Genomic DNA, 25,704 nt, shown 5'->3' with positions numbered 1-25,704 from the left:
GAAAAAGAGAGTACAGGAACGAATTTTCGTTCCTGTACTCTCTCACTTGTGCCTAAGGGACTTTTTCAGTGCCCTCGAAAAGAGTAGGCGCATTCCCGCAAATCGTGGCAGATGCAGCGAAGCACCGCACACCGCACCGCATAGCAAATTACATCCAAGATTTGGCGGCGGCATTCCACAGCTTCTACAATGCCGAAAAAGTATTGAACCAAGACAACAAAGAGCTGACGGAAGCACGTCTTGCACTAATCACAGCAGTTAAAACAACATTGGCGAACGCGTTGAAACTAATTGGCGTAAGCGCACCTGAGAAAATGTAATCCATAATTTCAAGGCACCCTATTTTCGAGTATGAAAAATAGGGTGCTTTTTATTTTTAAGGAAACTATAGATTTTGGCAATGTAGATAACTTTACAAAAAAGTGTTGTCCCCGTCCAGGCAAACCGCGTCAACTTTTCGCACCATTAGGCCCCACCACGCAAAAGAAGGGCACTGAAAATCCATGGTTATTTAAAATCCAATATCATTTTTAATAAGGGCTTCTCTTTTGGATTGGATTGTGCAAAATTCACATTTCCTGATAGAAATTCCGGCTCTTAATTAAATTGATCAAAAAATAACCGGAGATTTTCCGGTTATTTGCGCAATGTGGCTCTTTTTGGATTAAATAAGAGGAATTTTTCCGGTTATCCAAAGAAAAATACTCCATTTTCATGTTTTTTAGGTCAATAGGCGGAATTTCTCCGTCTATTGAAGCCATTTTTTATTGTATTTTTTAAATAAGGGGAATTTTTCCGTCTATTTCTTAAAGAGGCATTTAAACGGACCGTCCCCCGGTAATAGCGGATCCCTCTTCATCCAAGTTGCGGGAATCTGTCTCTTTTTTGCCATCAAGCCGCTTCGCTGAAAATATGCTTATACTTCCTCGGGGATTTTCAGCTGGCGAATAAAATAGACAGATCTTCAGCGCCCGCTGCAAAAGTAAACGTTCCACCACTTTTGCAGCGGGTCCTCCAATATTTGTCGGGGTTGAACGGGCGGTTTAGCGCTTTTATTCATTGACTTAATATTTTGCCGCTTCCCACAATTCCTATATAAAAACTTGGAAATACCTATTGACTTCTAAATTTTCTGAAAGTATTATTAATTCCAATGGATTAACTATGCATTGTAACAAACACGAGGTGGTGCTTTTTATGAGCAAAGATTTATTTATTCGAACAGACGAGCAGCGACAATGGCTAAAAAAGCTCGAAACAATAGCGGAAAGTTTTAAACAGCATGCCCAGCAAACAGATGAGGAAGCTGTATTCCCAATTGAGAATTTCCGGAAGCTGCGTGAAATAGGCTACACAAAAATAACTTTACCGAAAAAGTATGGCGGTGACGATTTTACTGTATATGACGCAATATTATTGCACGAAACTTTATCGAGCTATTGCGGCAGTACGGGTTTAGCTGCTTCATGGACGATTCAAAATGTCGGCGAAATTTTCGAAAACCGCTATTGGGAACAACAAAAGCTTGAATGGTTTGGGGAACAAGTCGCAAAAGGGGCTACTATTAACCGGGCAGTTAGCGAGTTTGCGATGGGAAGTCCAGTACGGGGCGGACGACCAGCCACTACAGCAAAACGGGATGGTGACGACTACATTATTAGCGGACGCAAAAATTACACGAGCGGTGCGCCGGATTTAGATTATTTTTTAGTGTCGGCATGGATTGAAGAGGATGACCATCTAGGCTTTTTCCTAGTCCCGAAAACAGCTAAAGGCTTATCGGTTGAAAATACATGGGATGTGGCATCAATGCGAGGGACAGGAAGCGATGATTTAGTGCTCGATAATGTACGCGTTGAAAAAACGAATTTAGTTGAAATCCCGAGTTATTCGACAGGTTTTAAATTAAATGGCTGGCTCCTGTTAATACCGGCAACTTATTTAGGCATTGCACAGGCGGCGCGCGATTATGCGGTTGATTTTGCGAATAGCCATTCCCCGAACAGTATTCAAGGGACGATTGCACAATTGCCGAATGTTCAAACACTGATCGGTGAAATGGATTTAGCGTTGACGAAAGCGCGCTTTACAATTTACGGAGTTGCCCAGCTTTACAATGATCCCGAAAAAAAAGCGGCAATCATAAATGAAGTGAATATTGCCAAACATGTTGTGACAAATACAGCGATTGAGGTTGTCGATAAGGCGATGCGTTTAGTAGGGGCAAAAAGCTTGCAACGCTCAAACCCATTGCAGCGCTATTACCGGGATGTTCGTGCTGGTCTGCACAATCCACCGATGGATGACATTACGATTAAACGCTTAGCAGAAACCGCGATTGAAAATAATTTGAAAACGAAAGAGGTAAACGTATGAAAATCAAACAATTAATTAAATTTGCATCAGTAAGCATTGCAGCTGCCGCTATTTTAGCCGCTTGCGGAAATGAACCCGACTCAAGCTCGGCGTCTTCCTCAACTCCAAGCAAAGATGGGGTAACTGTTGTCAAAGTAGCGTACGACCAGGCGGGTAAGCCGATGACGTTTTTGGATGAAAACGGCAATGCGACAGGCTATGACGTGGAAGTAATGAAGCTAGTCGATGAAGCGCTGCCGGAGTATGAGTTCGAATTTGTCGGTACTACGAATGATGATTTGCTGATTGGTGTTGAGCAAGGGAAATATGATGTCGGTGTAAAAAATGCATTCTGGACCGAGGAACGTACACAAAAGTATATTTTCCCGCAGGAGTTTTTAGGTTTAAGCAGTGCCGGGCTCGTACTGAAGAAAGAAAATGAACATATTAAAGATTTGGGCGATTTTGCATCAGCAGGATTCACATTAGCCCCAATCGCGGCAAATAATGCGCAATATACAGTTATCGCGGAATACAATGAAGCAAATCCTGATAATCCAGTAAAGCTGCAGGCTGGTGAAGAGTTTACGGTTGATGTCGTGCAGTGGGTAAATGAAGGACGTGTTGACGGCGGTGTGCAAATCGAAGGCTCATTTACAGGCCAAGTATTAACTGAAGGCGGACCATACTATCATTTAAAAGATGAGGTCGTATACAACGAATTTGCCGTAATTAAAACATGGCCATTATTTAATAAGAAAGAGCAGGCATTTGCGGATGCATATGACAAGGCGATTGCGGAAATCAAAAAGACGGACGCTTTACGCGAGTTAAGCAAAGAATTTTACGGCAAAGACTTGTTTGAAGTGCTTGAATCAGTAAATCGATAATTTCTCAAAGCTGCTTAAGTATGTTGCTTAAGTAGCTTTTCTTATCAATATTCAGAAAGGTGTGGGAAATGTGGAAAAGTATTTTGATGTATCGTACATTTGGTCTGCGCTGCCTAATTTACTGCCATATTTATGGATTACGCTTTATATTGCGGCTTTCTCGGTCATTGGCGGAACTGTTTTCGGCCTTGTGATTGCAGCGGCTAAATTGAGTTCGAACAAATGGCTGCGGCTTTTAGCGAATGGCTATACGACGATTATCCGTTGTACACCATCGATTGTGTTGCTGTTTTTAGTATATTACGGAATTCCCGCCTTTGCAGAAGGGGGATTCGGGATTTACTTGCAAAATGTATCGACAGGCGTTTTTGTCGTCATTACGTTTAGTCTGCAATTTGCGGCGATGATGTCCGAAGTCATCCGTTCATCGTATTTGGCGATTGACCGCGGACAATATGAAGCGGCAGTCAGTGTTGGATTGACACCATTTCAAGCGTATCGGCGCATTATTTTCCCGCAGGCATTCGTCGTTGCATTGCCGAACTTCGGAAATGGCTTGATTTCGGTTTTGCAAGAAGGGGCACTTGCCTATACGATCGGCTTTATCGATATCGTAGGAAAGGCGAATTTAATTATTGCGAACAACTATGGTACACATACACTTGAAATTTATATTGCATTGGCCGTCATTTATTGGATTTTATCAATTTCGATTGAAAAAATCTTTGCATTGCTTGAAAAAGCATTCAGCAAAGGGAAGCAATCTATTAAAACAACGTAGGAGGAGCTTACTATGGGGTTAATCAACTGGCAATTTTTATTCGATACATTTTTTATTGCGCTAAGCGGTGTTCCAGTAGCGCTTCTCGTTACGGTTGTGTCTCTTTTTGTTGCCGTGCCACTCGGATTTTTGCTAGCGCTCGCACGAGTTTACGAAATACCGGTCATTAACTTTTTCGCGAAAATCTACATATCATTTGTCCGGGGTACACCGATCATCATTCAGATTTTTGTGCTCTATGCAACAATCCCATTGCTGTTAAGCAGCTTGTTTGAGAAATACAATATCGACTATCCCATCTATAATGTGAATCCGTTATGGTATGCCTTTATTATTTTCTCATTCAATACAGCCGCGATTTTAATTGAAGTGTTTCGATCTGCCATACAAACGGTTCCGAAAGGTCAGCTGGAAGCCGCGCAATCGGTTGGACTCACAACGGCACAGGCATACCGACGTATTATTATTCCACAAGCATTAGTGTCTGCCATGCCAAATCTTTGTACAGCAACGATTAATTTAATAAAAGCAACTTCGCTCGGGTATGCGATTTCATTGCAGGAAATTACACTGAAGGCTAAAGTTGAGGCGAATTTCGGCTACAACTATTTAGAGGCATATATTGATATTTTCATCGTATATTTACTCGTTTGCATGACGGTTGAATATTTGTTTAAATGGTCTGAAAAACGTTTAAGACGCTATAAAGCGGTGACAGTTTAAGGAGGAATCGCGATGCTCGAAATAAAAAATGTGCATAAAACATTTGGAGAAAACGAAATATTAAAAGGTGTCGATTTAAAGATTGATAAAGGGGATGTCGTCGTTATTTTAGGTCCGAGCGGCTCGGGAAAAACGACGCTGCTGCGCTGCATAAATTTTTTGGAGCGCGCAGATGAAGGGACAGCGGGCTTCGATAATATTTCCGTTAATTTAAATAAGGCATCCAAAAAAGATATTTTAGCCATTCGCAAAAAAACAGCATTTGTTTTTCAAAACTATAATTTATTCAATAATAAAACGGCGCTTGAAAATGTAGCGGAAGGGCTAGTAATCGGGCGAGGCATGAAAAAAGAAGCGGCTTATAATATTTCAAGAAAAGCACTAGATAAAGTAGGCTTATCTGCAAAATACGATTCATATCCAAGTCAATTATCCGGCGGTCAGCAACAGCGTGTCGGCATTGCACGGGCGGTCGCCTTAAATCCGGACATTATTTTATTTGATGAGCCGACATCTGCACTGGATCCTGAGCTTGTCGGGGAAGTGCTTGGCGTAATGAAGGATATCGCGAAAGAAGGAACAACAATGCTTGTCGTTACACATGAAATGTCATTTGCGCGTGATGTGGCGAATCGTGTGATTTTCATGGACGGCGGAAACGTTGTTGAAGAAGGCTCACCACATGAAATTTTCGTGCAGCCAAAAGAAGACCGCACAAAGCAATTCCTCCGACGTGTTCTTCCGGATGACTATACATTTCATATTTAATGGATTTCAGAAAGAATTGATCTATCGTTAAGAAATATTAACGATGGAATGATGAGTTAAACAGCCTTTAGGGTCAGCTAATTGACACCGGGTTTATTCGGGCACAATCGGCAATAATTTCATAGATAGCGGCGAGTTATCTGAAACTTTGGCGAATTTGCATGCAATTCCCCAAATTTCCGCTATAATAAAGACATTCAAATTAATAAGTGCTATAAAGGTTCTTCACTCATTCATAGAGTAAGAAGTAAAAGGGAAATCGGTTCAATTCCGATGCGGTCCCGCCACTGTAATTGCTAGTTTGGAGCAGTAAGCCACTGAATTTTTCGGGAAGGCGCTCACAAATGTTGACGCATAAGCCAGGAGACCTGCCTTTATCATACCAGTTAATGTCTACGCGGATAGGATGTGGTGAATAAATTTTTCGTTGTATGAATTTATTTGCTTTTATGAAGCTTCCTCAATAGTAGGAGGCTTTTTATTTTTGGTGTTTGCGGAGTGGTCAGTATCCCGGGAAGAATGGCTAATAAACTTCCAAGTGCAAGAGAGTTTCCTTAAAAGATGGAAAAGCGGCAAATCCTCTCACCAAGCTTGCCGTACTCCTTGAACAAGAGCAAAAGTAAAAGATTACTCACGCTTTAATTAAAGGATTTCCATTTTATATTGCTCTATCAAGGAAAATCGTGGAGAATCAGCACCTTTATGCTTATAAAAGCGCATTCACCTACTATCGCAGCCGCACTATTATTAAATAACAAAAACAAATTCAGGAGGAATTACATATGAAAAAATGGAGACGACTTTCTACGGTGGGAATCCTCTCACTAATTGCGCTTACAGCATGTGGGGAGGGCGAAAAGAATACGGCGGAAAAAGAAAATACAGCACAGCAATCATCTGAAACGACGGGGGAGCAAGCACAGTTTCCCGTTACTTTAACAGATGCTTTGAATAAAGAAGTCACATTGGAAAAAGCGCCGGAACGCATCATTTCACTCATTCCTTCCAATACGGAAATTTTATTTGGATTAGGCTTGAATGAGGAAATTATTGGTGTTTCGGACAATGATAATTTCCCTGAAGAAGCATTGACAAAAGAAAAAGTCGGCGGGATGGAATTTAACTTGGAGCAGCTGATTGCATTGCAGCCGGACTTGGTAGTAGCGCATGAATCAGGACTTTATAATTTTAATGAAGAAGGCATTGCCCAGCTTGAAGCAGTTGGAATACCGGTGTTTGTCGTAAAGGATGCTTTAACATTTGAAGAAACATATGCCACTATTGAACAAATTGGTGAATTGACTGGGAAAATACCGGAAGCGGCAGAAATGATTGCGTCCATCCAAAAAGGAATTCAGGACATTGAAGTGAAAGTTGCTGATTTAGAAGAAAAATCCGTATTCGTCGTTGTCGGGACAGAGCCGGAGTTATATGCGGTAGGGCAAGATACATTCATCGATGAAATGCTGGAAACATTAAATGTAGAAAACGCAGTGCCGGAACTTGGCTGGCCGATGTATAGCGCAGAGCAATTCGTCAATAGCAATCCAGATGCGATATTAGTGACGTACGAAAGCGACTTGGATGCAATCGAAAAAAACGGGGCCTATGCTGAAATGGATGCGGTTAAAAACGGAAATATTAAGCTTGTGGATGGAGATACGACGAGCCGGCAAGGCCCACGTATTGTGGAAGGTATCAAATCATTAGGTGAAGCCATTTATCCTGAGGTATTTAATGAGTAATAAGTATACGTTCGCTTATGTCGTCTCCCTTGCTTTACTTCTTTGCAGCATGTGGATTGGAATATCGTTTGGAACTGTCGATATTCCGATTTCAACATTGTGGGATGGGGCGACAAACCCGGTAGCGTACAGTATATTATGGAAAATCCGCATGCCTCGCGTTATTTTGGCTGCAATCGTCGGGGCATCATTGGCGATTGCGGGTGCGGCATTCCAAGGATTATTGAAAAATCCATTGGCCGATCCATACACATTGGGGATTTCATCTGGTGCATCAGTCGGAGCGGTTTCGACAATTTTTTTAGGTATTTCCATTCCGATGCTCGGTGTTTTTACACTGCCAATATTCAGTATGGCAGGTGCCGCATGTACGATGGTGATTGTATTAACGTTCGCACGGCTTGTAGACCGTTCGATGAAAATGGAAACATTAATATTGACGGGCATTATTTTCAGCTCGTTTTTAGGATCCTGCATTTCATTAATGGTAGCACTGACAGGTGAGGAGCTTAGACAAATAATCGGCTGGCTGCTTGGAAGTGTATCGATGCGCGGCTGGTCATATGTCAACATGATCTTGCCGTTTATGGTGATTGGCACGGGGATTATATGGTTAAAGCGTCGTGAGCTGAACGCAATGATTTATGGCGAAGAGCGTGCCCAATATTTAGGTGTTAATGTAAAGTGCAGCAAATATATGATTTTAGCGGGTGGCTCGATTTTAACAGGTGCAGCTGTTGCCGTATCGGGGACGATAGGCTTTGTCGGTTTAGTCGTTCCGCATATGATTCGCCTACTTATCGGAGCCGACCATCGACATTTACTGACATTATCCTTTTTAAACGGTGCAAGCCTGCTAGTCATTTGCGACCTCGTATCACGGACAATAATCGCACCTGTAGAGCTGCCGATCGGTGTTATTACATCATTTATCGGAGCGCCAGTATTTGCTTATATTTTCTTCAAGCAACGTAGAAAGGTTGTCGCATAATGCTAAAAGTAAACGAATTGACGGGTGGCTATGACGGGAAAAGTATCATAAAAAATATGACGTTTCACGTGGAAAAAGGTAGAATTCTCGGGATTCTCGGTCCGAATGGCAGCGGAAAATCGACATTGTTAAAAATGATCAGCGGTGTATTGAAGCCGATATCCGGAGAAATATTCATTGAAGAGCGGCCGATTAAAAGCTATGACGTCAAACAATTGGCAAAGAAAATGGCTGTTCTTCCCCAATTAAATGCGAGCGCTTTTACGAATAGTGTGTATGATGCAGTATCGTTGGGACGGTATCCTCACCAAAGCGGCTTTTTTTCATCGTGGACAGTGGAAGACGAAAAAATGGTGCAGCAGGCGATGGAAAGTACAGGAGTTTCCCATTATAAAAATCAATATTTGGAGTTTTTATCTGGAGGTGAGCAGCAGCGGGTATTTATCGCACAAGCACTTGCCCAAAATTCGGAGTTGCTCCTTTTGGATGAACCGACAAACCATTTGGATATCGCCCATCAAAAACAAATTTTGGATATGATCCGCATGCAAGTCGAGTTTCACGGGCTGACGGTTGTGTCGATTTTTCATGATATTAATTTGGCATCGCTTTATTGTGATGAGCTGCTGCTATTGGAAGATGGTGAAATGCGTGCTTTCGGTGAGCCGCATGAAGTCATTATGCAAGAGCAAATTGCGGATGTTTACCAAGCGCGTATCGCGACATATCCACACCCCGAGCTACCAAAGCCGCAAATTACGATGCTGCCGGCAAATAAAATGGACAGGAAAAACCCGTCAATCCGCATCGACGATTTCTCTATCACGAAAGACTATGTCGAATACCGGGCACAAGCACCGTTAAAAGTGATTTCCTCAGCAGTGCATAATGCAGGAATCGGCTGGTATGATACTTTTTTAAATCGAGCCATTGCTCCTGAATACGATATTCATCATGTAAAAGAGGAGACTCGGCAATTTTTGCTGCAAAACGAGTTTTCGCCGACAAATACAGTCGTCATGCTGACAGCTGTCGAAACAAAATACGCCGCAATTCAGCATTTTGCGAAAAACAATGTGGAAATCATCGTCATGGTAACTGCGGGAGTGGGAAATAGCGTCGACGTCACAAAAACATATTTGCGGGAAGACGAGCCGCATATCGGCACAATCAATACATGGGTCATCATCAACGGAAAGCTAACAGACGAGGCATTTATCCAAGCGATGATTACTGCGACGGAAGCAAAGACGAAAGCATTGGCGGACAAGCAAATTAAAGATCCATTGACGAACACAACAGCAACAAGCACCGCAACCGACAGTCTGCTAATCGCCTCAACACAACAAGGCGAAGAAATGCCTTACGCTGGCCCGATTACGGAAATAGGAAAACTAATCGGACGGGCCGTTTTTGAAGTTACAATATCGGCAATAAATAAATATAAACAGTGTAATAATTTATAAAGGTTGGAACTTTCTAGAAAAATGGGGAGAGCGTTATTTTTTCCTCACATTAATTTCAAATCGTTAAGAGCCAGCTAGGATGAATAGAAGGAGAAAATCCGCTTATTTTCACTTTTTCTCGTTACTTAATTATGGACCGGAATTTCTTAACGCTTTAAAGAAGAGATTTCAAAGCCTCGATAGCAACTGCCGTAATGGAAAACAACTAATGCTAAAAGGAATTTTGGAGGAAGCTTAGAAATAATATTATTAAAAGGTTCAGATAGTTAGCTTTTAAATTTATTTGCTAATCGGAAGGGTGACAATTGATGAAATTATATACAAAGCAAGGCGATAAAGGGAAAACGAGCATTATTGGAGGACGTGTTGATAAAGACAATCTGCGCGTAGAAGCGTACGGGACAATTGATGAACTGAATTCATTTATCGGTAAAGCAATTACAGAATTGGATCCTGCGAAATTTCAGGATGTCATTGACGATTTAACGGCGATTCAACATGAATTATTTGATGGCGGCGGCGATTTGGCAAATGTCATGAAGGATCGTCAATACAAACTAACGGAAGAACCGATTGCCATTTTGGAAAACCGGATTGATTTATTATCGGAAGAGGCGCCGCCATTAAAACGCTTCATCTTGCCGGGGGGCGCACCAGCTGCCGCTACCCTTCATATTGCACGCACAGTGGCACGCCGGGCTGAACGTCAAACCGTGTCGCTAATGAAGGGAATTGAAGATGTTTCGCCAGTTGTGCAAAAGTATTTGAACCGTTTATCGGATTATTTATTTGCCGCGGCGCGTGTCGTGAACTATCGCTTAACTATTCAGGATGTTGAATATATACGCAGCGGCGATGTATTTAAATGAACGGAAAATGCTAGCTTAGACGGAAAAATCGTCTAGCTGGCATTTTTTATCGTTTGATTAAATTTTCAGAATTAACGACAAAATCTGTTGACTGAATGCTCATTCATAACTACAATGAATTTATAGATTGATATGGAAATATAATTTGTCGAAATGGATATGAGAGACAAAGGGGTTTGGCAAGTTAGCATTCTAGGGGGGGAAAAGTATGAATACATTTTTAATTATTAACTGGATTGCTTTCATCGCTGTGTTATTGTATGCGCTTGGATTATTTGCATACTTATTGAAAACACGCTATGACTACATTCAGCTCGGTCGGAAAGAGGAGTTCAACCACAAAATCTCCGAGCGTATTGAAGATATTATCGAAAAAGTATTCGGCCAGTCAAAATTGTTGAAAGACAAGAAGATGGGACTTGTACACGTTCTATTTTTCTACGGTTTTTTAATGGTGCAGCTTGGCGCAATTGATCTGATTTGGAAAGGGCTGGCGCCAGGTTCGCATATTCCGCTTGGTGGCTTGTACCCGGTGTTTACATTTACGCAGGAGCTTGTCGTATTAACGATTTTAATCGCGGTTGCGGTCGCATTTTACCGTCGTTATATGGAGAAGCTTGCCCGTTTGAAGCAAGGGTTTAAAAATGGTTTAGTTTATATGTTTTTGGCAATTTTAATGTTTGCCACATTATTCGGAAACGGCTTTTATTTAATATGGCATGAACATGGCTTGGCAGGCTCTGAACCAGTTGCATCAGGTATTGCTTGGATTTTCCAGTGGATGGATCCGACTGTTGCTGCGGCGATGTTCTTCATTATGTGGTGGGCACATCTGTTGGCGCTATTGGCATTCCTTGTATATATCCCGCAAGGCAAGCACTTCCATTTGATTACGTCGATCTTCAACGTATACTTTAACCGACAAGACCGTATTGGTACATTGCGTCCGATCGATTTTGAGGCACTCGAAGAAGCGGAAGATGAAGAAAGCATGCCGCCGCTTGGAGTAGGGAAAATTCATGATTTCACACAAAAGCAAATGCTCGATTTATATTCTTGCGTGGAATGTGGCCGCTGTACGAATATGTGTCCTGCTACAGGGACAGGGAAAATGCTGTCACCGATGGACTTGATTGTTAAATTACGTGACCATCTAACATTTACAGGTGCTGTTGAATTAAAGAAAAAGCCTTGGGTACCATTCTCGTTCTTCAATAATACACAGGGGAACCAATTGGCAATGGCTGCCGGTGCTGAAGGTGCAGTAATCGAAAACATTTACAGCCCGTCATTAATCGGCGATGTCATTACAGAAGAAGAAATCTGGGCTTGTACAACATGCCGCAACTGTGAAGATCAATGTCCGGTAATGAATGAGCATGTTGATAAAATTATTGATTTACGTCGTTATTTAACGATGACAGAAGGAAAAGTAAACCCTGATGCACAGCGCGCGATGACAAATATCGAACGACAAGGGAATCCATGGGGCTTAAACCGTAAAGAAAAAGAAAACTGGAGAGAGCTGGACGATACTGTTTATGTTCCAACAGTGAAAGAGCTGAAAAAATCGGGCGTAGAAATGGAATATTTATTCTGGGTAGGTTCAATGGGTTCATTTGATAACCGTTCACAAAAAATTGCATTGGCATTCGCTAAATTAATGAACAAAGCTGGCGTGAATTTTGCCATTTTAGGTAATAAAGAAAAGAACTCAGGTGATACACCGCGCCGTTTAGGTAATGAATTCCTGTTCCAGGAGCTTGCAACAGCCAACATTGATGAGTTTGAGAAAAATGGCGTGACGAAAATTGTAACGATTGATCCGCACGCATACAATATTTTCAAAAATGAATATCAGGATTTCGGCTGGAAAGGTGAAGTGCTTCACCATACAGAGCTTTTATACGATTTAATTCAAGAAGGCCGCTTAACGATGGATTACCGTGTTGATGAAACGATTGTATTCCATGATTCATGTTATTTAGGCCGTTACAATGATGTGTATGATCCGCCGCGTGAAATTTTAAAGGGCATAGCAGGTGTAAAGCTTGTTGAAATGGCGCGTAATCGTGAAGACGGTATGTGCTGTGGTGCTGGCGGCGGCTTAATGTGGATGGAAGAACATGTCGGAAACCGCATTAACGTAGCACGTACAGAACAGGCATTGGCTACACAGGCTTCTGTTATTTCTTCCGGCTGTCCATACTGCCTGACAATGCTTTCGGACGGTACGAAGGCAAAAGAGGTAGAGGAGACAGTAGGCACATTCGATATTGCGGAAATTTTGGAGCGGGCAGTATTCGGCACACCGGAAAAAGCGCAAGTACCGCAAGAGCAAGCAGAAGAAATCGCTGAACAATCTGCTGTGGCTCCAGTGGAAGCATCAAATGAAGATGTGCAGCAAAAAGCGGTGGCAAAAGAGGAAGGAAACCCCTCTGGAGAAGCTTCTGTCGAAAAGCCGATTGTTGATGAAACAATGGCTGAAAAAGCGGTGGAACAAGCGCCAACTATCGAGCAAGCAGCTATTACGGAAAAGCAGCAAGCCGCAACATCCGAATCTGAAGAGCGACAAACGAAAGAAAATAACGAACAATCAAATGAAAACGGTAATTAGCGAGAAAAAAATTTAGAGTCAGTATATTCGAATAATTTGTTGCGAATTTAAAATGGATTTAATACAATGAAATTAAGTGAAGAAATGAGGGTAATTGTTACTCTCATTTTTTTCTACATAATGATTGAGCGAGCGTTCAGTCAAATGCGAAAATGAAGCGAAATTTGCAATGTGTGAACTACAAGCGGGCATTTCTATTTTCATGAATAGACAAAGGGGATTACTGCTAATAGAATTGTAGTTTCCAGCATGTGGGGGAATTTCGGCAAAGTGCTTCTATACTTGCGCAAAGCCGAATACGGAAGCGAATTTTGCTCAACCATAGCTGATTCAAACAAAGGGGTGTATGGATTGTCGAGAACAGTCATTTTAGACGGCGCACGAACACCATTCGGTAAATTTGGTGGTGCACTAAGTTCATTAACAGCAAGTGATTTAGGCGGAATTGCAATTAAAGAAGCATTGGCAAAGGCGAATGTAGAAGCAGATGCAGTAAACGAAGTCATTATTGGAACCGTATTGCAGGCAGGTCAAGGGCAAATCCCTTCACGACAAGCTGCAACAAAAGCGGGAATTCCGTGGAATGTGAAAACAGAAACAATCAACAAAGTATGTGCTTCAGGTATGCGCAGTGTAACTCTTGCCGATCAGCTTATTCGATCAGGGGACGAAGAAGTGATCGTGGCTGGCGGGATGGAATCGATGTCAAACGCACCGTACTATATGCCAAAAGGGAGATTTGGCTTGCGTATGGGAGATGCTAGTTTAGTAGATGGCATGATTTACGATGGTTTGTCATGTGCTTTCCATCCGAAACAAGTGCACATGGGCATCTATGGCAATGACACAGCGAGCAAGTTTGAAATTACTCGTGAACAGCAGGATGCTTGGGCAGTTCGCAGCCATGAAAAAGCATTGGCAGCAATTGACTCAGGTAAATTTGCAGAAGAAATCGCAGCAGTGGAAATTCCACAGCGAAAAGGCGATCCCCTTCGTATTGAAACGGACGAAGCACCACGGGCAGGGACAACAATGGAAACGCTAACAAAATTAAAATCAGCGTTCAGCAGCGATGGGACAATTACAGCCGGAAATGCACCAGGTGTGAATGACGGAGCGTGTGCACTAGTGCTGATGAGTGAAGAAAAAGCCCAGCAGGAAAACCGTCAGCCGCTTGCAACCATTTTAGCGCATGCGGAGCTGGGGGTGGCACCAGAGGACTTCCCGCAAACACCAGGGCTTGTCATTAATCGACTGCTTGAAAAAGCCGGAAAAACATTGGCGGACATCGATTTAATCGAAATTAACGAAGCTTTCGCAGCGGTTGCTCTCGTAAGCAATCAAATTAGCGGACTGGATGAGAGCAAAGTAAATGTTAACGGGGGTGCCGTAGCTTTAGGCCACCCGATTGGAGCAAGTGGCGCACGTATTATTTTAACGCTCGCTTACGAACTGAAGCGACGTGGGGGCGGTTTAGGAATTGCTGCAATTTGTTCTGGCGGTGGTCAAGGGGACGCGGTATTAATCGAAGTAACAAACTAAGGGGATGAAATAAATGGCGATTCAAAAAGTAATGGTCATCGGAGCAGGGCAAATGGGCTCCGGGATCGCGCAAGTTTGTGCACAGGCAGGCTATGAAGTCATTTTAAATGATATGAAGGATGAGTTTTTCGAACGCGGTTTAAATACAATTACGAAAAACTTGGCACGTGATGTTGAAAAGGGTCGTAAAACAGAAGAAGAAAAATCGGCTGTGTTAGCTCGTATTACTAAATCATTGACGATTGAAGACGCGAAAAACGCGGACATCATCATTGAAGCGGCAGTTGAGAATATGGAAATTAAGCAAACGATTTTCAGACAGCTCGATGAATTGGCACCGAAGCATGCGATTTTAGCGACGAATACATCGAGTTTACCGATTACAGAAATCGCGGCTGTCACGAAGCGTCCGGAGCAAGTGATCGGCATGCACTTTATGAACCCGGTGCCTGTCATGAAGCTCGTAGAAATAATTCGCGGCCTTGCAACAGCGGATGAAGTGTATGAAACAGTTGCCGTCATGACAGAACGCTTAGGGAAAACAGGGGTTGAAGTAAATGACTTCCCGGGCTTCATTTCGAACCGTATTTTACTCCCTATGATCAATGAAGCGATTTATGCACTGTATGAAGGTGTTGCGACGAAAGAAGCAATAGACGATGTGATGAAAATGGGCATGAACCATCCGATGGGACCTTTAACATTAGCTGATTTTATCGGATTGGATACATGCTTGTCGATTATGGAAATTTTACACGAAGGACTTGGTGACAGCAAGTACCGCCCATGTCCGTTATTACGCAAATATGTGGCAGCCGGCTGGTTGGGCAAAAAGAGCGGTCGCGGTTTCTATGTATACGAAAGCTGAGGTAATTACTTCTATGAATCTACAATTTACTGATGAGCAGTTAATGATGCGCAACATGGTTCGCGATTTTGCGAAAACCGAAATAGAGCCATTCATTGAGAAAATGGAAGCAGGGGAATTTCCGAGACATTTGCTGACGAAAATGGGTGAGCTTGGACTGATGGGGATTACTGCTCCTGCTGAATACGGCGGGGCGGAAATGGATTTTACGTCGTATATTATTGCGATTCATGAGCTATCGAAAGTGAGTGCTGTCATGGGCGTCATTTTATCTGTTCATACATCTGTCGGCACAAATCCGATTTTATATTTCGGCAATGACGCGCAAAAGAAACGATATGTACCGAAGCTGGCAAGCGGGGAATATATCGGGGCATTTTGCTTAACAGAGCCGGGTGCAGGAAGCGATGCTGGGTCTTTGAAGACGAAGGCAGTTCGCGATGGGGAGCATTATGTGCTTGACGGAGCAAAAGTATTCATTACAAATGGCGGAGAGGCGGATGTGTACATCGTGTTTGCTTCGACGAATCCAGAAGCGGGATCGCGCGGGATTTCTGCATTTATCGTGCAGAAGGATACACCTGGCCTGATCATCGGAAAGGATGAACGCAAAATGGGGCTGCACGGTTCACGTACTGTACAGCTGACATTTGAAAATATGCGTGTTCCTGCTGAAAACCTTCTCGGGCAAGAAGGGGAAGGCTTTAAAATTGCGATGGCCAACTTGGATGTAGGAAGAATCGGCATTGCGGCCCAAAGTTTAGGTATTGCCGAAGCTGCATTGGAAGCGGCAACTGCCTATGCAAAAGAGCGTATCCAATTCGGAAAACCGATTGCCCAGCAGCAAGGAGTGGGCTTTAAGCTTGCCGATATGGCAACAGCAGTGGAAGCTTCAAAACTGCTCGTTTATCGTGCCGCAAACATGCGCAGTGAAGGGCTGTCATGCGGAAAAGAAGCATCAATGGCAAAGTTATTTGCTTCACAAACAGCGATGGATACAGCAATCGAAGCTGTACAAATCTTCGGAGGATACGGCTATACCGAAGATTATCCGGTAGAACGCTATTTCCGCGACGCAAAAGTAACGCAAATTTACGAAGGCACAAGCGAAATCCAGCGCATCGTCATTAGTAAGCATGTGATTGGATAACAAACGCTTTCACCAATATTTATTAAAGGGGATATGGGGAAATGAACTTTCAATTATCAGAGGAACACCAACAATTACGCGAAATGATCCGCGACTTTGCGATCAATGAAGTAGCGCCGACAGCAGAGCACCGCGATGAGCATGAAGAATTTGACCGCGGTATTTTCGATAAAATGGCTGAGCTAGGCTTAACGGGCATTCCGTGGCCGGAAGAGTATGGCGGAGCAGGCTTTGACTATTTGGCATACTGTATCGCAGTCGAAGAGCTATCACGTGTTTGTGCATCGACAGGGGTAACATTATCGGCACATACATCGCTGGCAGGCTGGCCGATTTTCAAATTCGGAAATGAAGAGCAAAAGCAGAAATACCTCCGTCCAATGGCAGAAGGCAAGAAAATCGGAGCTTATGGCTTAACGGAGCCAGGTTCAGGTTCAGATGCAGGCGGAATGAAAACATATGCAGTGAAAGACGGCGATGATTACATTTTAAACGGCTCGAAAATCTTCATTACAAATGGAGGCGTTGCGGATATTTATGTCGTGTTTGCCGTAACAGATCCGGAAGCGAAAAATGGCACAACGGCATTTATCGTTGAAGCAGATTTCCCGGGGTTCTCCGTCGGGAAAAAGGAGAAGAAGCTAGGCATTCGGTCATCACCGACAACAGAAATCATTTTCGATAACTGCCGTGTACCGAAAGAAAACGTATTGGGAGAAGAAGGTCAAGGCTTCATCATCGCCATGAAAACATTGGACGGCGGACGCAACGGCATTGCGGCACAAGCGGTAGGTATTGCACAAGGCGCACTGGATGCGGCGGTTGATTATGCAAAAGAACGTGTACAATTCGGCAAACCGATTACAGCAAATCAAGGGGTGTCGTTCAAATTGGCCGATATGGCAACAGAAATCGAAGCATCCCGTTTATTGACGTACCAGGCAGCATGGTTGGAATCGAATGATCTGCCATACGGAAAAGCATCTGCAATGGCAAAACTGCTTGCCGGCGATACAGCGATGAAAGTGACGACAGAAGCTGTACAAGTTTTCGGCGGCTATGGCTATACGAAAGATTATCCAGTGGAGCGCTATATGCGTGATGCGAAAATTACGCAAATTTATGAAGGCACGCAAGAAATTCAACGCCTCGTAATTTCGCGTATGATCACGAAATAACATATGGCTAATGTAGATAAGCTGCGCGTCCAATCGTCAATAAAAGATGAAAATAAAATTATAGAACGCCGCCAGCAAATTATCGATGCAGGTGTGAAGCTTTTTAAAGAAAAAGGCTTCCACCGTGCAACGACCCGAGAACTTGCGAAAGCGGCCGGATTTTCCATTGGGACATTGTATGAATATATTCGTACGAAAGAAGATGTTTTGTTTTTAGTATGCGACAATATTTTCAATGAAGTAACGAAATGCTTATCGGAATTCCCTTCTGATACAGGGACAATTGCAGGGTTGGAGCAAGCGATTCATCAATATTATTCGCTTATCGATAAAATGCCCGAGGAGTTTACGATTATGTATCAGGAAACGAAGTCATTGCCGAAAGAGGCGATGCATTACATTCTCGGCAAAGAACTTGAAATGGTCGCGATTTTTGAGCGCATGCTAAAAGCTTGTGTCAAGGCCGGCAATTTATCGCTATCTGACGAAGCAATTTATTTAGCTGCACATCAAATCGTCGTGCAAGGGCAAAGCTGGGCATTCCGCAAGTGGGCATTACAAAAACGCTATACGATTGAGCAATATATAAAATTGCAAACAACAATGTTTTTACAAGGCATTATGCAGTTTGAAAAATAAGGAAAATGCTTTTCGCATAAAAAGTGTGAAAGGATATGTTTTCTTATAGCAATTTCCTTGAATCCGATTTAAAACATTAAGAAAGGAAAAAACGCCATGTAGAGCAACTGTTTAGAAAGTTTGCTTTGCGTGGCGCTTTTTCATTATCTCACTATAACAAAGGGGTATATGTAAATGGGAAAAATTGAAGTATACAAACCAAAAAATCACATTCGTTTTGTTACAGCATCAAGCCTTTTTGATGGTCATGATGCTTCGATTAATATTATGCGCCGAATTTTGCAATCAAGCGGTGCGGAAGTGATCCACTTAGGCCACAACCGTTCCGTCGAAGAAGTAGTGAATGCAGCGATCCAGGAAGATGCACAAGGGGTGGCGCTTTCTTCGTACCAAGGCGGGCATATCGAATATTTCAAATATATGTATGATCTCCTCCGCGAAAAAGGCGCACCGCATATAAAAATTTACGGAGGAGGCGGCGGGGTAATATTGCCGCGTGAAATTAAAGAGCTTCATGATTACGGGATTGCGGGGATTTTCTCTCCTGAGGATGGCCGCCAGCTCGGACTGCAAGGCATGATCAATAAAAAGCTTGAAGGAGCAGATTTTTCCACATTAAGAGGAAATTATAAAGAGCTTCTCGAAAAGCTAACGACAGATACACCGGAAATTTTAGCGAATTTAATCACAGCCGCCGAAAATGGCGGGGATGAAGAAATTGAAGAAATGCTTCGGCTTGCCCGAGAAAAGAGCTCAAACACGCCAATTATCGGGATTACCGGTACAGGGGGTGCGGGGAAATCGTCTTTAACAGATGAATTGATTCGCCGTTTTCTGCAAGAGTTTCCGGATAAGAAGCTTGCTATTTTATCTGTTGACCCGACAAAGCAAAAAACAGGCGGTGCATTGCTGGGCGACCGTATCCGCATGAACGCAATCTTTAATAATCGTGTTTATATGCGCAGTTTGGCGACACGAGGTTCACATACAGAGTTATCAAGTTCGATTGGCGATGTGCTTGATGTCGTGCGTGTAGCAGGCTTTGATTTGATTCTTGTGGAGACGAGCGGTATCGGTCAGGGAGACGCTGAAATTACAAAATATACGGATCTTTCGATGTATGTGATGACAAGCGAATTCGGTGCGCCGACACAGCTTGAGAAAATCGATATGATCGACTATGCGGATTTAATTGCCATTAATAAATTCGAGCGAAAAGGCTCTGAAGATGCAATGCGCCAAGTGCAAAAACAGTACCAGCGTTCACGCGAGCTATGGGAAGATCCGATTGATCAAATGCCGGTGTTCGGTACGATTGCTTCACAGTTCAATGATTTAGGCACCAATTCATTATTTGCCGCACTCGTTTCAAAAATAAACGAAAAGTTCGGCTGCGACTGGGAAACATCGTATGAGCATTTCGTAAAAACGCAGAAGCAAAATATCGTTATTCCGAATGATCGCCGCTATTATTTGCGCGAAATTTCGGAAACAGTGAGAAACTATCATAAGCATGCAGAGCAGCAGGCAAGCTTTGCGACAAAATGGTATCAGCTGGAAGGAACGAAAGCACAGCTCCCTGAAAGCGAAACAGCATTGATCGCGTCAATCGATTCCTTATTGGAAGGAGTGCAAAATGAACTGACAGCCGAATCGAAGCGCATTTTGCAAAATTGGGGAACTTTAAAAGAAGCATATGCAGGCGATGAACTTATTACGAAAGTGCGCGATAAAGAGATTCGAACGATTTTACGCACAGAATCTTTGGCAGGTTTGAAAATTCCGAAAGTGGCTTTGCCGCAATTTAAAGACTATGGTGAAATTTTGCGTTGGGTTTACAAAGAAAATGTGCCTGGCGAATTCCCGTATACAGCAGGCGTTTTCCCGTTCAAGCGAGAAGGGGAAGATCCGAAACGTCAATTTGCCGGGGAAGGAACACCGGAGCGGACGAATAAACGTTTCCACTATTTATCGAAGGATGATGATGCAAAGCGACTGTCAACAGCATTTGATTCGGTGACTTTATACGGGGAAGACCCGCATACGCGTCCGGATATTTACGGAAAAGTCGGCGAGTCCGGTGTAAGCATCTGTACACTTGAAGATATGAAAAAGCTTTATGCTGGCTTTGATTTATGCGCACCTTCGACATCTGTTTCGATGACGATCAACGGGCCGGCACCTATTATTTTGGCGATGTTTATGAACACAGCAATCGATCAGCAAGTGCAAAAGCGCGAACAGAAGCTTGGACGCACATTGACGGTGGAAGAATTTACGGAAATACGCGAACAAACATTGCAAGTTGTACGCGGTACTGTGCAGGCCGATATTTTAAAAGAAGACCAAGGGCAGAATACATGTATTTTCTCTACGGAATTTGCGCTTCGTATGATGGGTGATATTCAACAATATTTCATCGATCATAAAGTGCGCAATTACTACTCGGTGTCGATTTCGGGCTACCATATTGCAGAAGCGGGAGCGAACCCGATTTCACAGCTGGCATTTACACTTGCAAACGGCTTCACATATGTCGAGTATTATTTAAGCCGCGGTATGAATATTGATGATTTTGCGCCGAACTTAAGTTTCTTCTTCTCGAATGGCCTGGACCCGGAATATACTGTAATCGGTCGAGTGGCACGCCGTATTTGGGCTGTTGTCATGCGCGAAAAATATGGTGCAAATGAGCGCTCGCAGAAGCTGAAGTATCATATCCAGACATCAGGCCGGAGCTTACACGCGCAAGAAATCGACTTCAATGATATTCGCACAACATTGCAGGCATTAATGGCACTGCAGGATAACTGTAATTCATTGCATACAAATGCTTACGACGAAGCCATTACAACGCCTACAGAGGAATCGGTAAGACGCGCGATGGCGATTCAAATGATCATTACGAAGGAACATGGCTTATCGAAAAACGAAAACCCATTGCAAGGCGCATTCATTATTGAAGAGCTTACACAATTAGTCGAGCAGGCAGTACTGGAAGAATTCGATCGTATGAATGACCGCGGCGGTGTACTTGGAGCGATGGAAACACAATATCAGCGGGGTAAAATCCAGGAGGAATCGATGTACTATGAGCATTTGAAGCATTCAGGCCAGCTTCCGATCATCGGGGTAAACACTTATTTAAATCCAAACCCGGCTTCGGATGATGCGATTGATAATATGCAAATTGCCCGTGCATCAAAAGAGGAAAAAGATTTGCAAATCGCTAATCTGGAAAGCTTTAAACAGGCACACGCCCGCTATAATAGCGAATCGCTTGAAAAGCTGAAGGAAGTCGCAAAAAATGGCGGCAATATTTTTGAGGAACTTATGGAAACAGTAAAAGTAGCAAGTCTTGGCCAGATCACCCAAGCTTTATATGAAGTAGGAGGTCAATACCGCCGAAACATGTAGATGATGAAATTAACTACTTTACTTAACGAAAACTATTCAATAATAAAAATTTTGTAAAAAAAATAAAATTTGTGATTTGGCATACCACGTTTGCAGGAAATTTCGTTATACTAATAAGTATATGGATGACTTGATGAAAGAAGGTGCGATACAGTGCAACAATATTTACATTACATTTTAATTTTGGCATGCCTTATCGCAACCTTCTTTTTATATAACGAACAATTAGCTGCGATACCTTTACTACTTTTATCCGTCATTTTATTTTATGTGGCTTATAAAAAAATAACAAATTTAAAAAACAAGAAATGAAACTAGCATAGTGATAGCATGTTTGTATATAATGGGTATTATGCTTATGAATAGAGATATAAGTTAAGAAAGGACGTGCACGATTTGAACTTTCGTGGTATGACAGATGAACAACTAGCAGAAGAGTCATTAATCGACTTAGCATACGCACTTTTAGAAGAAAAAAAACAAGCAATGCCTTTAAATGAATTATTAAAAGGAATTCAAGCGTTAAATGGAATTTCAGATGAAGATTTAAAATCTCGTTTAGTGCAATTTTATACAGACTTAAATGTAGAAGGCCGTTTCCTGCTGAATCATGAAAATGGCTGGGGCTTACGAGAGTGGTATAAAGTAGAAACAATCGAAGAAGAAACTGCTCCTACAATTAAGACACGCAAAAAGAAAGCAAAAGTTGCGGATGACGAAGACGAGGATGAAGAAGTAATCGATCTTGAGGAAGAGGATGTATTATTCGAGGAAGATTATGACGAATTCGTAGACGAAGAAGATGAAGACGAAGAGGTTGAAGACGAAATCGACTTTGTTGAAGAAGACATCGAAGAAATCGACGCGGACATTGATGAAGAGCTGATCGATGAAGATGATAGCTTTATTATTGAAGATGAGGACGAGGAATTGGACGAAGAGCTGGAAGATGAAGAAATAAAATAAGTTGTGTTTCAATTTGAAAATTGAAAATACTTGACTTCTTTTTCAGTTACGTATAATCTTTTACTTGGGCTCCTTTTAAAAGGAGAATGACCGTATAAGTAATACGCTCCCCCTGCAAAACGATGCAGGAGGAGCGTTTTTTGTTTTTTGTGGAGGAGGAAATCTAATTTTTCTATAATATCCACATAGATGAGGACAGCATATTTTCAGTTTTTAGTGAGAAAGCTGTGTTTCTATAGTTTGTGACTTTAGAAAACATCCCGACGTATTGTCTCGAACAATGGGTGTTTTTCTGATTTTTTTAGTAATGAGGAGGAATTAAGTATGACAAAGTATATTTTCGTAACAGGTGGGGTTGTATCTTCGCTTGGTAAAGGGATCGTAGCCGCTTCTTTAGGTCGTTTATTAAAAAACCGTGGATTGGAAGTAACAATTCAAAAGTTCGACCCGTATTTAAACATTGACCCAGGTACAATGAGTCCTTACCAACATGGGGAAGTTTTCGTAACGGATGATGGTGCAGAGGCTGATTTGGACTTAGGTCACTATGAGCGTTTCATCGATATCAATCTTGGAAAACACTCAACAGTAACTTCAGGCAAAGTATATCAGTCCGTATTAAATAAAGAGCGCCGTGGTGATTACAACGGTGGTACAGTTCAAGTAATTCCTCACGTAACAAATGAAATTAAAGACCGCGTTCAACGTGCTGGACGTGAAACTTCGGCGGATGTCGTAATTACGGAAATCGGCGGGACAGTAGGTGACTTTGAATCATTATCTTTCCTGGAAGCGATTCGTCAAATGCGCCGCGACCTAGGTCATGAAAATGTCATGTACATTCACTGTACGCTCATGCCTTATATTGCAGCTGCAGGAGAAATGAAAACAAAGCCGACACAACACTCTGTAAAAGAATTGCGATCATTGGGCATCCAGCCAAATATTATCGTTCTGCGTACAGAGCAACCGGTACCACAGGATATGAAAGAGAAAATCGCGTTATTCTGTGACGTAAAACCTTCTGATATTATCGAGTCGCGTGATGCAGAACATTTATATGAAGTACCATTAAACCTGCATGCACAAGGTTTTGACCAAATTGTTCTTGACCATTTCCACATTATTGCACCACAAGCGAATATGGAAGATTGGAAAGAGCTCGTGCATTTAGTGAAAAACTTGGAGCATAAAACGCGCATCGCATTGGTAGGCAAATATGTAGAACTGCAAGATGCATATATTTCGGTAGTGGAAGCATTAAAGCATGCTGGTTATGTATACAACTCGGACATCGAAATTGATTGGATAAATGCAGAACACATTACAGCGGAAAATGTGGAGCAATTGCTAGGTCAGGCAGATGGAATCATCGTTCCTGGCGGCTTCGGTGACCGAGGTGTTGAAGGTAAAATCGAATCAATCCGCTATGCTCGAGAAAACGACGTGCCTTTCTTCGGCATTTGCTTAGGTATGCAAATGGCTACTGTTGAATTTGCCCGCAATGTAATGGGCTTGAAAGGTGCACATTCAACAGAACTAGATAAAGATACAAAATATCCAATTATCGACTTTTTACCAGATCAATCAGAAACAACGGATATCGGCGGTACATTGCGTCTCGGCTTATATCCTTGCAAATTAAAAGAAGGATCACGCGCACGCGCAGCTTATAACGGCGAAGAGTTAGTTTACGAACGTCACCGCCACCGCTACGAGTTCAACAATGAATTCCGTGAAGCGATGGAAGCGGAAGGCATGGTATTCTCAGGCGTATCACCTGACAATAAGCTAGTGGAAATTATTGAATTGCCGGAGAAGAAATTCTTCGTAGCTGGCCAATTCCACCCAGAGCTGATTTCCCGTCCGCAACGTCCGCAGCCATTATTCCGCGAGTTTGTCGGTGCAGCGTTTAACAACCGAAAATAATTATAGGAGCATGTTTCATGAAAATGGGACATGCTATTTTTATTTTCAAGGAAACTATAGATTTTGGCAATGTAGATAACTTTATAAAAAAGTGTTGTCCCCGTCCAGGCAAACCGCGCCAACTTTTCGCACCATTAGACCCCACGACGCAAAAGAAGGGCACTGAAAATCCACGGTTATTTAAAATCCACTATTATTTTTAATAAAGGCTTCTCTTTTAGATTGGATTGGAGTGGATTGGGTAAAATTCACATTTCCTGATAGAAATTCCGGCTCTTAATTAAATTGATCAAAAAAATAACCGGAGTTTTTCCGGTTATTTGCGCAATGTGGCTCTTTTTGGAGTAAATAAGGGGAATTTTTCCGGTTATCCAAAGAAAAATACTCCATTTTCATGTTTTTTAGGTCAATAGGCGGAATTTCTCCGTCTATTGAGGCCATTTTTTATTGTATTTTTTAAATAAGGGGAATTTTTCCGTCTATTTCTTAAAGAGGCATTTAAACGGACCGCCCCCCGTTAATAGCGGATCCCTCTTCATCCAAGTTGCGGTGATCTGTCTCTTTTTTGCCATGAAGCCGCTTTACTGAAAAGTTGCTTAGATTTCCTCGGGGATTTTCAGCTGGCGAATAAAATAGACAGACATATTAACTGAAGAAACGAGACTGGCAGTTGTACCCGTAAAAACTGTTAATTGAAATGAAAGCCCAAAATTAAAAAGACAGATCTTCAGCGCCCTCTGCAAAAGTGGTGGAACGTTTACTTTTGCGTCGGGTCCCCCAATATCTGTCGGAGTTGAACGGGCGCTTTAG

Annotated in this window: 19 protein-coding genes, 1 pseudogene and 1 riboswitch; all 20 genes and pseudogenes read left to right on the top strand. The window is 42.5% G+C overall.

Features of this window, described 5'->3' with window-relative positions; genetic code table 11:
- Positions 1-77: 77 nt before the first annotated feature.
- Positions 78-320 (top strand): annotated as a pseudogene (locus ACTHOQ_RS10150) (DALR anticodon-binding domain-containing protein); the annotation flags it as partial.
- 877 nt (positions 321-1,197) lie between these two features.
- Positions 1,198-2,376: an acyl-CoA dehydrogenase family protein gene (locus tag ACTHOQ_RS10145; protein WP_440495920.1), complete on the top strand. Its 1,179-nt coding sequence runs from the start codon at positions 1,198-1,200 to the stop codon at positions 2,374-2,376.
- Entirely contained in the window at positions 2,373-3,245 is an 873-nt protein-coding gene (locus ACTHOQ_RS10140) for a transporter substrate-binding domain-containing protein (RefSeq protein WP_440495919.1), read from the top strand. Before ACTHOQ_RS10145 ends, ACTHOQ_RS10140 begins: the two co-directional genes overlap by 4 nt.
- A 70-nt stretch (positions 3,246-3,315) precedes the next feature.
- Complete coding sequence (locus tag ACTHOQ_RS10135; protein WP_440495917.1) at positions 3,316-4,026, top strand: amino acid ABC transporter permease; 711 nt, start codon at positions 3,316-3,318, stop codon at positions 4,024-4,026.
- 12 nt (positions 4,027-4,038) lie between these two features.
- Positions 4,039-4,749, top strand: a complete 711-nt coding sequence (locus tag ACTHOQ_RS10130) for an amino acid ABC transporter permease (protein ID WP_440495915.1) — start codon at positions 4,039-4,041, stop codon at positions 4,747-4,749.
- 12 nt (positions 4,750-4,761) lie between these two features.
- On the top strand, positions 4,762-5,517 hold the full coding sequence (locus ACTHOQ_RS10125; protein ID WP_440495914.1) for an amino acid ABC transporter ATP-binding protein: 756 nt from the start codon (positions 4,762-4,764) through the stop codon (positions 5,515-5,517).
- 201 nt (positions 5,518-5,718) lie between these two features.
- Positions 5,719-5,907, top strand: a riboswitch (cobalamin riboswitch).
- 392 nt (positions 5,908-6,299) lie between these two features.
- Positions 6,300-7,262 (top strand): ABC transporter substrate-binding protein, encoded by a 963-nt coding sequence (locus tag ACTHOQ_RS10120; RefSeq protein WP_440495913.1) that lies wholly within the window; start codon positions 6,300-6,302, stop codon positions 7,260-7,262.
- Positions 7,255-8,253 carry a FecCD family ABC transporter permease gene (locus tag ACTHOQ_RS10115; protein ID WP_440495912.1) on the top strand — a complete coding sequence of 333 codons (999 nt, stop codon included), beginning with the start codon at positions 7,255-7,257 and terminating at the stop codon, positions 8,251-8,253. Before ACTHOQ_RS10120 ends, ACTHOQ_RS10115 begins: the two co-directional genes overlap by 8 nt.
- The gene (locus tag ACTHOQ_RS10110) at positions 8,253-9,719 is read left to right on the top strand and encodes an adenosylcobinamide amidohydrolase (protein ID WP_440495911.1); all 1,467 of its coding nucleotides are present in this window, start codon (positions 8,253-8,255) and stop codon (positions 9,717-9,719) included. Before ACTHOQ_RS10115 ends, ACTHOQ_RS10110 begins: the two co-directional genes overlap by 1 nt.
- A gap of 308 nt (positions 9,720-10,027) precedes the next feature.
- Positions 10,028-10,588, top strand: coding sequence for a cob(I)yrinic acid a,c-diamide adenosyltransferase (locus ACTHOQ_RS10105; RefSeq protein ID WP_440495909.1), 561 nt, complete (start codon positions 10,028-10,030; stop codon positions 10,586-10,588).
- Positions 10,589-10,796: 208 nt separating this feature from the next.
- A complete protein-coding gene (locus ACTHOQ_RS10100) occupies positions 10,797-13,205 on the top strand; it encodes a (Fe-S)-binding protein (RefSeq protein ID WP_440495908.1) in 2,409 nt (802 codons plus the stop codon).
- A gap of 351 nt (positions 13,206-13,556) precedes the next feature.
- A complete protein-coding gene (locus tag ACTHOQ_RS10095) occupies positions 13,557-14,747 on the top strand; it encodes an acetyl-CoA C-acetyltransferase (RefSeq protein WP_440495907.1) in 1,191 nt (396 codons plus the stop codon).
- Between the two features lie 13 nt (positions 14,748-14,760).
- Entirely contained in the window at positions 14,761-15,615 is an 855-nt protein-coding gene (locus tag ACTHOQ_RS10090; protein ID WP_440495905.1) for a 3-hydroxybutyryl-CoA dehydrogenase, read from the top strand.
- 13 nt (positions 15,616-15,628) lie between these two features.
- Positions 15,629-16,765 (top strand): acyl-CoA dehydrogenase, encoded by a 1,137-nt coding sequence (locus ACTHOQ_RS10085; RefSeq protein WP_440495927.1) that lies wholly within the window; start codon positions 15,629-15,631, stop codon positions 16,763-16,765.
- A gap of 41 nt (positions 16,766-16,806) precedes the next feature.
- Positions 16,807-17,943, top strand: a complete 1,137-nt coding sequence (locus ACTHOQ_RS10080) for an acyl-CoA dehydrogenase (RefSeq protein ID WP_079524620.1) — start codon at positions 16,807-16,809, stop codon at positions 17,941-17,943.
- 3 nt (positions 17,944-17,946) lie between these two features.
- Positions 17,947-18,582 (top strand): TetR/AcrR family transcriptional regulator, encoded by a 636-nt coding sequence (locus ACTHOQ_RS10075; protein WP_440495903.1) that lies wholly within the window; start codon positions 17,947-17,949, stop codon positions 18,580-18,582.
- 174 nt (positions 18,583-18,756) lie between these two features.
- Complete coding sequence (gene icmF, locus ACTHOQ_RS10070; protein WP_440495901.1) at positions 18,757-21,999, top strand: fused isobutyryl-CoA mutase/GTPase IcmF; 3,243 nt, start codon at positions 18,757-18,759, stop codon at positions 21,997-21,999.
- A gap of 387 nt (positions 22,000-22,386) precedes the next feature.
- Positions 22,387-22,965 carry a DNA-directed RNA polymerase subunit delta gene (gene rpoE / locus ACTHOQ_RS10065; RefSeq protein ID WP_440495899.1) on the top strand — a complete coding sequence of 193 codons (579 nt, stop codon included), beginning with the start codon at positions 22,387-22,389 and terminating at the stop codon, positions 22,963-22,965.
- A 324-nt stretch (positions 22,966-23,289) separates the two neighbouring features.
- Entirely contained in the window at positions 23,290-24,894 is a 1,605-nt protein-coding gene (pyrG, locus tag ACTHOQ_RS10060; protein WP_440495898.1) for a CTP synthase, read from the top strand.
- Positions 24,895-24,911: 17 nt separating this feature from the next.
- A complete protein-coding gene (locus tag ACTHOQ_RS10055; RefSeq protein WP_440495897.1) occupies positions 24,912-25,097 on the top strand; it encodes a hypothetical protein in 186 nt (61 codons plus the stop codon).
- The last annotated feature ends 607 nt before the right edge of the window (positions 25,098-25,704 follow it).

The organism is Solibacillus silvestris (genome assembly GCF_051967575.1).
Lineage (GTDB): Bacteria > Bacillota > Bacilli > Bacillales_A > Planococcaceae > Solibacillus > Solibacillus silvestris_B.
The sequence above is the reverse complement of the archived record's forward strand: the minus strand, read 5'-3'. Positions and strand labels throughout refer to the sequence as shown.

Coding starts and splice junctions, on each gene's coding strand:
- ACTHOQ_RS10145 (WP_440495920.1), top strand. CDS start 1,198: ATGAGCAAAGATTTATTTATTCGAACAGACGAGCAGCGACAATGGCTA.
- ACTHOQ_RS10140 (WP_440495919.1), top strand. CDS start 2,373: ATGAAAATCAAACAATTAATTAAATTTGCATCAGTAAGCATTGCAGCT.
- ACTHOQ_RS10130 (WP_440495915.1), top strand. CDS start 4,039: ATGGGGTTAATCAACTGGCAATTTTTATTCGATACATTTTTTATTGCG.
- ACTHOQ_RS10125 (WP_440495914.1), top strand. CDS start 4,762: ATGCTCGAAATAAAAAATGTGCATAAAACATTTGGAGAAAACGAAATA.
- ACTHOQ_RS10120 (WP_440495913.1), top strand. CDS start 6,300: ATGAAAAAATGGAGACGACTTTCTACGGTGGGAATCCTCTCACTAATT.
- ACTHOQ_RS10115 (WP_440495912.1), top strand. CDS start 7,255: ATGAGTAATAAGTATACGTTCGCTTATGTCGTCTCCCTTGCTTTACTT.
- ACTHOQ_RS10110 (WP_440495911.1), top strand. CDS start 8,253: ATGCTAAAAGTAAACGAATTGACGGGTGGCTATGACGGGAAAAGTATC.
- ACTHOQ_RS10105 (WP_440495909.1), top strand. CDS start 10,028: ATGAAATTATATACAAAGCAAGGCGATAAAGGGAAAACGAGCATTATT.
- ACTHOQ_RS10100 (WP_440495908.1), top strand. CDS start 10,797: ATGAATACATTTTTAATTATTAACTGGATTGCTTTCATCGCTGTGTTA.
- ACTHOQ_RS10090 (WP_440495905.1), top strand. CDS start 14,761: ATGGCGATTCAAAAAGTAATGGTCATCGGAGCAGGGCAAATGGGCTCC.
- ACTHOQ_RS10085 (WP_440495927.1), top strand. CDS start 15,629: ATGAATCTACAATTTACTGATGAGCAGTTAATGATGCGCAACATGGTT.
- ACTHOQ_RS10080 (WP_079524620.1), top strand. CDS start 16,807: ATGAACTTTCAATTATCAGAGGAACACCAACAATTACGCGAAATGATC.
- ACTHOQ_RS10075 (WP_440495903.1), top strand. CDS start 17,947: ATGGCTAATGTAGATAAGCTGCGCGTCCAATCGTCAATAAAAGATGAA.
- icmF (WP_440495901.1), top strand. CDS start 18,757: ATGGGAAAAATTGAAGTATACAAACCAAAAAATCACATTCGTTTTGTT.
- pyrG (WP_440495898.1), top strand. CDS start 23,290: ATGACAAAGTATATTTTCGTAACAGGTGGGGTTGTATCTTCGCTTGGT.
- ACTHOQ_RS10055 (WP_440495897.1), top strand. CDS start 24,912: ATGAAAATGGGACATGCTATTTTTATTTTCAAGGAAACTATAGATTTT.